Source organism: Streptomyces cahuitamycinicus (assembly GCF_002891435.1).
GTDB lineage: Bacteria > Actinomycetota > Actinomycetes > Streptomycetales > Streptomycetaceae > Streptomyces > Streptomyces cahuitamycinicus.
On the sequence record NZ_POUC01000392.1, the window covers coordinates 1 to 7515 of the forward strand.

The 7515-nt window shown below is 69.7% G+C and carries 5 protein-coding genes; 2 read left to right on the forward strand and 3 right to left on the reverse strand.

Going from position 1 to position 7515, the window contains the following annotated elements; genetic code table 11:
• From C1J00_RS34310 to C1J00_RS34320, 3 genes are all read right to left on the reverse strand, one after another.
• Positions 1 to 2128 (reverse strand): acetate--CoA ligase family protein (locus C1J00_RS34310; protein WP_102912865.1); only part of this gene is annotated, 2128 nt, incomplete at its 3' end.
• A gap of 4 nt (positions 2129 to 2132) precedes the next feature.
• The gene (gene frc / locus C1J00_RS34315; RefSeq protein ID WP_102912869.1) at positions 2133 to 3368 is read right to left on the reverse strand and encodes a formyl-CoA transferase; all 1236 of its coding nucleotides are present in this window, start codon (positions 3366 to 3368) and stop codon (positions 2133 to 2135) included.
• A gap of 10 nt (positions 3369 to 3378) precedes the next feature.
• A complete protein-coding gene (locus tag C1J00_RS34320) occupies positions 3379 to 5061 on the reverse strand; it encodes a thiamine pyrophosphate-binding protein (RefSeq protein ID WP_102912866.1) in 1683 nt (560 codons plus the stop codon).
• A gap of 174 nt (positions 5062 to 5235) precedes the next feature.
• Here C1J00_RS34320 and sucC point away from each other — a divergent pair, with 174 nt between their 5' ends.
• Complete coding sequence (sucC, locus tag C1J00_RS34325) at positions 5236 to 6366, forward strand: ADP-forming succinate--CoA ligase subunit beta (RefSeq protein WP_102912867.1); 1131 nt, start codon at positions 5236 to 5238, stop codon at positions 6364 to 6366.
• A gap of 14 nt (positions 6367 to 6380) precedes the next feature.
• Positions 6381 to 7262, forward strand: coding sequence for a succinate--CoA ligase subunit alpha (gene sucD / locus C1J00_RS34330; RefSeq protein ID WP_102912868.1), 882 nt, complete (start codon positions 6381 to 6383; stop codon positions 7260 to 7262).
• Positions 7263 to 7515: the final 253 nt, after the last annotated feature.

Here is a 7515-nt window from a genome sequence, read left to right on the forward strand (position 1 = left end):
GCCGCCCCGCCTCCCGCGCCCAGCGGTACTTCGCGCCGAGCACGGCCACCGGCTTCTCGGTCGTGTACGGGTACGCCACGACCCCCCGCTCGAAGAGGTACTGGCAGGCCTCCTCGACCTCCACGTCCCCCGCGAGCGACGCCACCACGGGCTTCTCGATCCCGCGTTCCCGGAACTCGGCCACCACGCGCGCGGTGAGCTGCGCGAAGACCATCGGAGGAGTGACGATGGTGTGCCAGTAGCCGAGGACGAGCGCGTGGACGCGCGGGTCCTCCAGGCCCAGCCGGATCGTCGCCTCGTACGTCGACGGCGGCTCGCCCCCGGTGATGTCCACCGGGTTGCCCGCGGCCCCGAAGGGCGGGATGAACCTGCGGAACGCCTCGTCCAGGTCCGGCGGGATCTCCATCAGCGACAGGCCGTTGTCCGTCACCGCGTCGGAGAGCAGCACACCACTGCCGCCGGCGCCCGTGATGATCACGATGTTGTCGCCCTTGGGTGCGGGCAGCACCGGCAACGCGCGCGCGTACTCAAGCATCTCGTTCAGCCCCGGCGCCCGGATCACCCCGGCCTGCCGCAGGATGTCGTCGTACACGGCGTCATCGCCCGCCAGGGCGCCGGTGTGCGAGCCGGCCGCCTTGGCCCCCGCCGCCGTCCGCCCGGCCTTCAGCACGACCACGGGCTTCTTCGGCACGGTCGCCCGGGCGGCCTCCACGAAGGCGCGGCCGTCCTTGAGGTCCTCCAGGTGCATCGCGATGCAGTCGGTGTGTGGGTCCTCGCCGAACCAGGTCAGCAGGTCGTCCTCGTCCAGGTCCGACTTGTTGCCGAGCCCGACGATGGCCGACACGCCCGTCTTGGTGGTGCGGGCGAAGCCCAGGATGGCCATGCCGATGCCGCCCGACTGCGAGGTCAGCGCCACCCCGCCCTTGACGTCGTACGGTGTGCAGAACGTGGCGCACAGGTCGTGCCAGGTCGAGTAGTAGCCGTAGATGTTCGGGCCCAGCAGCCGGACGCCGTGCCGCTCGGCGATCGCCACGATCTCCGCCTGCAGTGCGTGTTCGCCGGTCTCCGCGAACCCGGAGGGGATCAGAACGGCGTTCGGGATCTTCTTGCGTCCCACCTCCTCCAGGGCCGAGGCCACGAACCGGGCGGGGATGGCGAAGACGGCCACATCCACCTCACCGGGAACGTCCGTGACACTCTTGTACGCCTTGCGGCCCAGAATGTCATCGGCCTTGGGATTCACCGGGTGGATCTCCCCGGCGAACCCTCCGTCGATGAGGTTGCGCATCACCGAATTGCCGATCTTGCCCTGCTCGTTGGAGGCACCGATCACGGCGACCGAGCCCGGCTGCATCAGCCGGCGCATCGACGCGAGGATCTCGTCGCGGGAGTACGTCCGGCGCGGCGCGGGCTGCGACTCGGCGAGGATCACCCGGATGTCGGCCGCGACCGCCCCCTCCGCCGTCGCGATCACCGGGTTGAGGTCCACCTCGGCGATCTCGGGGAAGTCCGCGACGAGTTCCGAGACCCGGCGGATCTGCTCGGCGACGGCCCACCGGTCCACGCCCGCCTGGCCGCGCACCCCGCGCAGGATCTCCGCCGACCGGATCGAGTCCAGCATCGACAGCGCCTCGTCGGCGTCCACCGGCGCGAGCCGGAAGGTGACGTCCTTGAGGACCTCGACGAGGACCCCGCCGAGCCCGAAGGCGACCACCTTCCCGAACGTCGGGTCCGTCACCGCGCCGACGATGACCTCCTGCCCCTTCGGCAGCAGTTCCTGCACCTGGACGCCCGAGATGCGGGCATCGGCGTCGTACGCGCGCGCGTTGTCGATGATGGTGTGGAAGGCAGCCCGCACGTCGGCCGCGCCCTCGACACCGACGATCACTCCGCCGGCGTCGGTCTTGTGCAGGATGTCCGGTGAGACGATCTTCATGACGACGGGCCCGCCGAAGCGCGCCGCGAACGCCACGGCCTCGTCGACGTCCGTCGCCAGTTCCTCGCCCGGCACGGCGATGCCGTACGCGTCGGCGATCACCTTGCCCTCGGGCGCGGTGAGCGCGGTCCGCCCCTCGGCCCGCACGGACTCAAGGAGGGACCGCACCCGCAGGACCCGGTCTTCCGCCATCACGTCAGATCACTCCGTTCGACTTGAGCAGGCGGACTTCCTCGTCACCGAGGCCGAGTTCGCCGACGTAGACCTCTTCGTTGTGCTCCCCCAGCAGCGGCGAACTGGTCACCTCGACGGGGGAGTCGGACAGCTTGAGCGGGCTGCCGACGGTCACGAAGTCGCCGCGCTCGGGATGGGGGACGGTGACGACCATCTCGTTGGCGGCGAGCGAACGGTCTTCGATGATCTCCCGGGTCGACAGGATCGGACCGCACGGGATGTTGCGCGCGTTGAGCCGCTCCAGCACCTGCCACTTGGGCAGCGTCGAAGACCACTCCTCGATCAGCTGAAACATCTTGCCGAGCTTGGGCAGCCGCGCCTCGGGCGTCGCCCACTCGGGGTCGTCGGCCAGCTCGGGCCGGCCGATGAGCTCGCTGATCGGCTGCCAGCCGACGGGCTGCACGATGACGTACACGTAGTCGTTCGGGCCGCCCGGCGCGCACTTGACCGCCCAGCCGGGCTGGCCGCCGCCGGACGCGTTTCCGGACCTGGGAACCTCGTCGCCGAAGTCGTCGTTGGGATATTCAGCGAGCGGCCCGTGTGCCAGACGCTGCTGGTCCCGCAGCTTCACCCGGCACAGGTTGAGTACGGCGTGCTGCATGGCCACGTTGACCCGCTGCCCGCGCCCGGTGCGCTCCCGTTGGTAGAGCGCGGCGAGGATGCCCGCCACGGCGTGCACACCCGTCCCCGAGTCCCCGATCTGGGCCCCCGTCGCCAGCGGCGGCCCGTCCTCGAAGCCGGTGGTCGACATCGACCCGCCCATGGCCTGCGCGACGACCTCGTACGCCTTGAAGTTGGTGTACGGGCCCTCGCCGAACCCCTTGATGGAGGCATAGACGATCCGTGGATTGATCTCCTGGATGCGGTCCCAGGTGAAGCCCATCCGGTCCACCGCGCCCGGGCCGAAATTCTCGACCATGACGTCGGAGCGCCGGATCAGCTCGGTGAGGATCTCCTTGCCGCGCTCGGTCTTGGTGTTGAGGGTGATGCTCCGCTTGTTGCAGTTGAGCATCGTGAAGTAGAGGGAGTCGACGTCCGGCAGGTCACGCAGCTGCTTGCGCGTGATGTCGCCGGTCGGCGCCTCCAGTTTGACGACGTCCGCGCCGAGCCAGGCGAGCAGCTGGGTCGCCGACGGCCCGGACTGGACGTGGGTCATGTCCAGGACGCGGATGCCTTCGAGGGCCTTGGTTCCTGTCATCGGGGGCACCTCACTTGTACATGGTCTGGTTCATGGTTCCGGGGGCGTACGCGTCCGGGTCGACCCAGACGTTGATCAGTGACGGCTTGCCGGACTCACGGGCACGTTGCAGGGCCGGGCCGATGTCGGCGGGGTCGCGGACCTCCTCGCCGTGGCCGCCCAGCATGCGGGCGAACTCGTCGTAGCGGACGTCGCCGAGGGTGTTGCCGACGCGCTCGCGTTCCTTGCCGTACTTGGCGGCCTGGCCGTAGCGGATCTGGTTCATGGAGGAGTTGTTGCCGACGATGCCGACGAACGGGAGGTTGTAGCGGACCAGGGTCTCGAAGTCCCAGCCGGTCAGGGAGAAAGCGCCGTCTCCGAAGAGCGCGACGACCTCCTTGTCGGGCCGTGCCTGCTTGGCCGCGAGCACGAAGGGGACGCCGACACCGAGGGTGCCGAGGGGCCCCGGGTCCATCCAGTGCCCGGGCGACTTGGGCTGTACGACCTGCCCGGAGAAGGTGACGATGTCGCCGCCGTCCCCGATGTAGATCGAGTCCTCGGTGAGGAAGTCGTTGATCTCGCTGACCAGGCGGTAGGGGTGGATGGGTGAGGCGTCGGACTTCAGGTTGGGCAGCCGCTTCTCCAGAGCGGTCTGCTCGGCCGCCCGCAGCTCGTCCAGCCACTCCTTGCGCTTGGACGCCCCTCCGTTGATCCGCCCGGAAGCCGCCTCGGTCACCGACTTCAGCACCAGGCCGGCATCGCCCACGACGCCGAGGTCGATGTCGCGGTTCCTGCCGACCGTGCGGTAGTCGAGGTCGATCTGCACGACGGTCGCGTCCGGGGAGAGCCGCTTGCCGTAGCCCATGCGGAAGTCGAAGGGGGTTCCGACGATGACGATGACGTCGGCGTTGGAGAAGGCGTACCGGCGGGAGAGCTGGAAGTGGTGCGGGTCGCCGGGCGGGAGGGTGCCGCGTCCCGCGCCATTCATATAGGCGGGGATGTTGAGGGTCCGCACGAGTTCGATGGCGGACTCGGTGCCACGGGTGGTCCACACCTGGCTGCCGAGCAGAATGGCCGGCTTCTCGGCGTGCACCAGCAGGTCGGCGAGCTTCTCTATCGCCTCGGGGTCGCCGGCCGAGCGGGTCGAGGCGCGGTAGGCGCCGCCCTTCGGTAGACGCGCCTTGGCGGCCGGGACCTTGGCGTCCAGCACGTCGCGCGGGATCTCCAGGAAGGAGGGGCCGGGCGCGCCGTGGAAGCACTCGCGGAAGGCCATGGACACCATGTCCGCGGCGCGGGCCGTGTCGGGCACGGTCGCCGCGAACTTGGTGATGGGGTTCATCATGTCGACGTGCGGCAGGTCCTGAAGGGATCCCATCTTGTGCTGGGTCAGGGCCCCCTGACCGCCGATCAGCAGCATCGGGGACTCGGCGCGGAAGGCGTTGGCGACACCGGTCACGGCGTCGGTCGTCCCGGGTCCCGCGGTGACCACCGCGCAGCCGGGCTTGCCGGTGATGCGCGCGTAACCGTCGGCGGCGTGTGCGGCGACCTGCTCGTGGCGTACGTCGACGACCTCGATGCCCTCGTCGACGCAGCCGTCGTAGATGTCGATGATGTGGCCGCCGCACAGCGTGTAGATGCGGTCTACTCCCTCGGCCTTCAGCGCCTTGGCTACGAGATGACCACCGGAGATCAAGTCCTGGGTGTCGTCGGGCATGGCGAAGTCCTGTCCCTTCGTAGGGGGTTGGAGCGGTTCGCGTACATTGCATACAGTCGACGAATACTGTATGAAACTTGTTATCCCGCATCCGGTGGGTGGTGTCCAGGGGGCGTGCGGCATTTTCGGGTGTCGGGGGTCGCTCCCCACAAGACACGGCAGTCAGGAGCCGGAATGGACCTGTACGAACACCAGGCAAGGGAACTCTTCGAGAGACACGGCATCTTGGTGCCGCGCGCCGAGGTGACGGACTCACCCAAGGAGGCCCGTGAGATCGCACGCCGGCTGGGCGGCCGCGTCGTGGTCAAGGCCCAGGTGAAAACCGGAGGCCGCGGCAAGGCAGGCGGGGTGAAACTCGCCGCAGACCCGGCCGCCGCCGAGCTCACCGCCCGTCAGATCCTCGGCATGGACATCAAAGGCCACACGGTCGGCAAGGTGATGCTGGCCCAGCCTGTCGACATCGAGAGCGAGTTCTACGTGTCCTACGTACTCGACCGGGCGGCCGGCCGCTTCCTCGCGATCGCCTCGGCGGAAGGCGGCATGGAGATAGAGGAGGTGGCGGCCGGTCGTCCGGAGGCCGTGGCCCGTATCCCCGTCGACCCGGCCGAGGGTCTGACGTCGGCCAGGGCCACCGAGATCGCCGACGCGGCCGGGCTGCCGCCCCAGACCGTCGACGTCCTCGTACGTCTCTGGGAAGTCCTGGTCCGCGAGGACGCCCTCCTCGTCGAGGTGAACCCGCTCGTCCGCACCCGGCAGGGGCAGATCCTCGCCCTCGACGGCAAGGTCACCCTCGACGACAACGCCCGCTTCCGGCAGGCACGATGGGGCGCCGGGGAAACAGGGTACGACGGCGCACTCGAAGCCGCCGCTGCCGCCAAAGGCCTCAACTACGTCAAGCTGGACGGCGAGGTCGGCGTCATCGGCAACGGCGCCGGCCTCGTCATGTCGACCCTGGACGTGGTCGACGGGTGTGGCGCGCGGCCCGCCAACTTCCTCGACATCGGCGGCGGAGCGAGCGCCCAGGTGATGGCGGACGGGCTGTCGGTCGTCCTCTCCGACCCGGACGTGAAATCCGTCTTCGTCAACGTGTTCGGCGGGATCACCGCCTGCGACGCGGTCGCCGACGGCATCGTGCGGGCCCTGGAAACCGTCCGGCTGACCAAGCCGCTGGTCGTCCGCCTGGACGGCAACAACGCGGCCCGGGGCCGGGCCGTTCTCGAGGAGCATGCGCATCCGTTGGTCCAGCAGGTCACCACCATGGACGGCGCCGCCGCCCGTGCCGCCGAACTCGCCACCACGGCCTGAGGAGACGGAACGCCATGGCCATCTACCTCACCAAGGAGAGCAAGGTCCTCGTCCAGGGCATGACCGGCGGCGAGGGCATGAAGCACACGCGGCGGATGCTCGCGGCCGGCACGAACGTCGTCGGCGGGGTCAACCCGCGCAAGGCGGGCCGCACCGTCGACTTCGACGACCGGGCGGTCCCCGTCTTCGGCTCGGTCGCCGACGGGATGGCTTCGACCGGAGCGGACGTCTCCGTCGTCTTCGTGCCGCCCGCCTTCGCCAAGGCGGCCGTCGTGGAGGCCGCCGACGCGGGCATCGGCCTGGCGGTCGTCATCACCGAGGGCATCCCGGTCCACGACTCCGTCGCCTTCACCGCGTACGCGAAGGACCAGGGCACCCGCATCGTCGGCCCCAACTGCCCGGGCATCATCACGCCAGGCCAGTCCAACGCGGGCATCATCCCGGCCGACATCACCAAGCCGGGCCGTATCGGGCTGGTCTCCAAGTCGGGCACCCTGACGTACCAGCTCATGTACGAGCTGCGCGACGCCGGCTTCTCCACCTGCGTCGGCATCGGCGGCGACCCCGTCGTCGGCACCACCCACATCGACTGCCTCGCCGCCTTCCAGGACGACCCCGACACCGAACTGATCGTCCTCATCGGCGAGATCGGCGGTGACGCGGAGGAACGCGCGGCGGCGTACGTCAGCGAGCACGTCACCAAGCCGGTCGTCGGCTACATCGCCGGTTTCACCGCGCCCGAGGGCAAGACCATGGGCCACGCGGGCGCGATCGTCTCCGGGTCCTCCGGCACGGCCGCCGCGAAGAAGGAGGCGCTGGAGGCGGCCGGGGTGAGCGTGGGCAGCACACCGACCGAGACGGCGAAGCTGGCGCTCGCACGGCTCGAAGGCCGGTAGCCGGGCGGTCACTGTGCTTGCGCGTGGGTGGAGGCCGGTTGCCGGGTGGTCACTGTGCTTGCGCGTGGGTGGAGGCCGGTTGCCGGGTGGTCACTGTGTTCGGGCGTGGGCGGAGGCCTGTTGCCGGGCGGCCGACCGTGCTCGGGCGTGGTGGGGCCGGTTGCCGGGCGGTCACTGTGCTCGCGCATGGCGAAGGCCGACAGCCAGGCCACCCCCGGTCTCTTATACACACTGACGCTGCCGACGAACACTA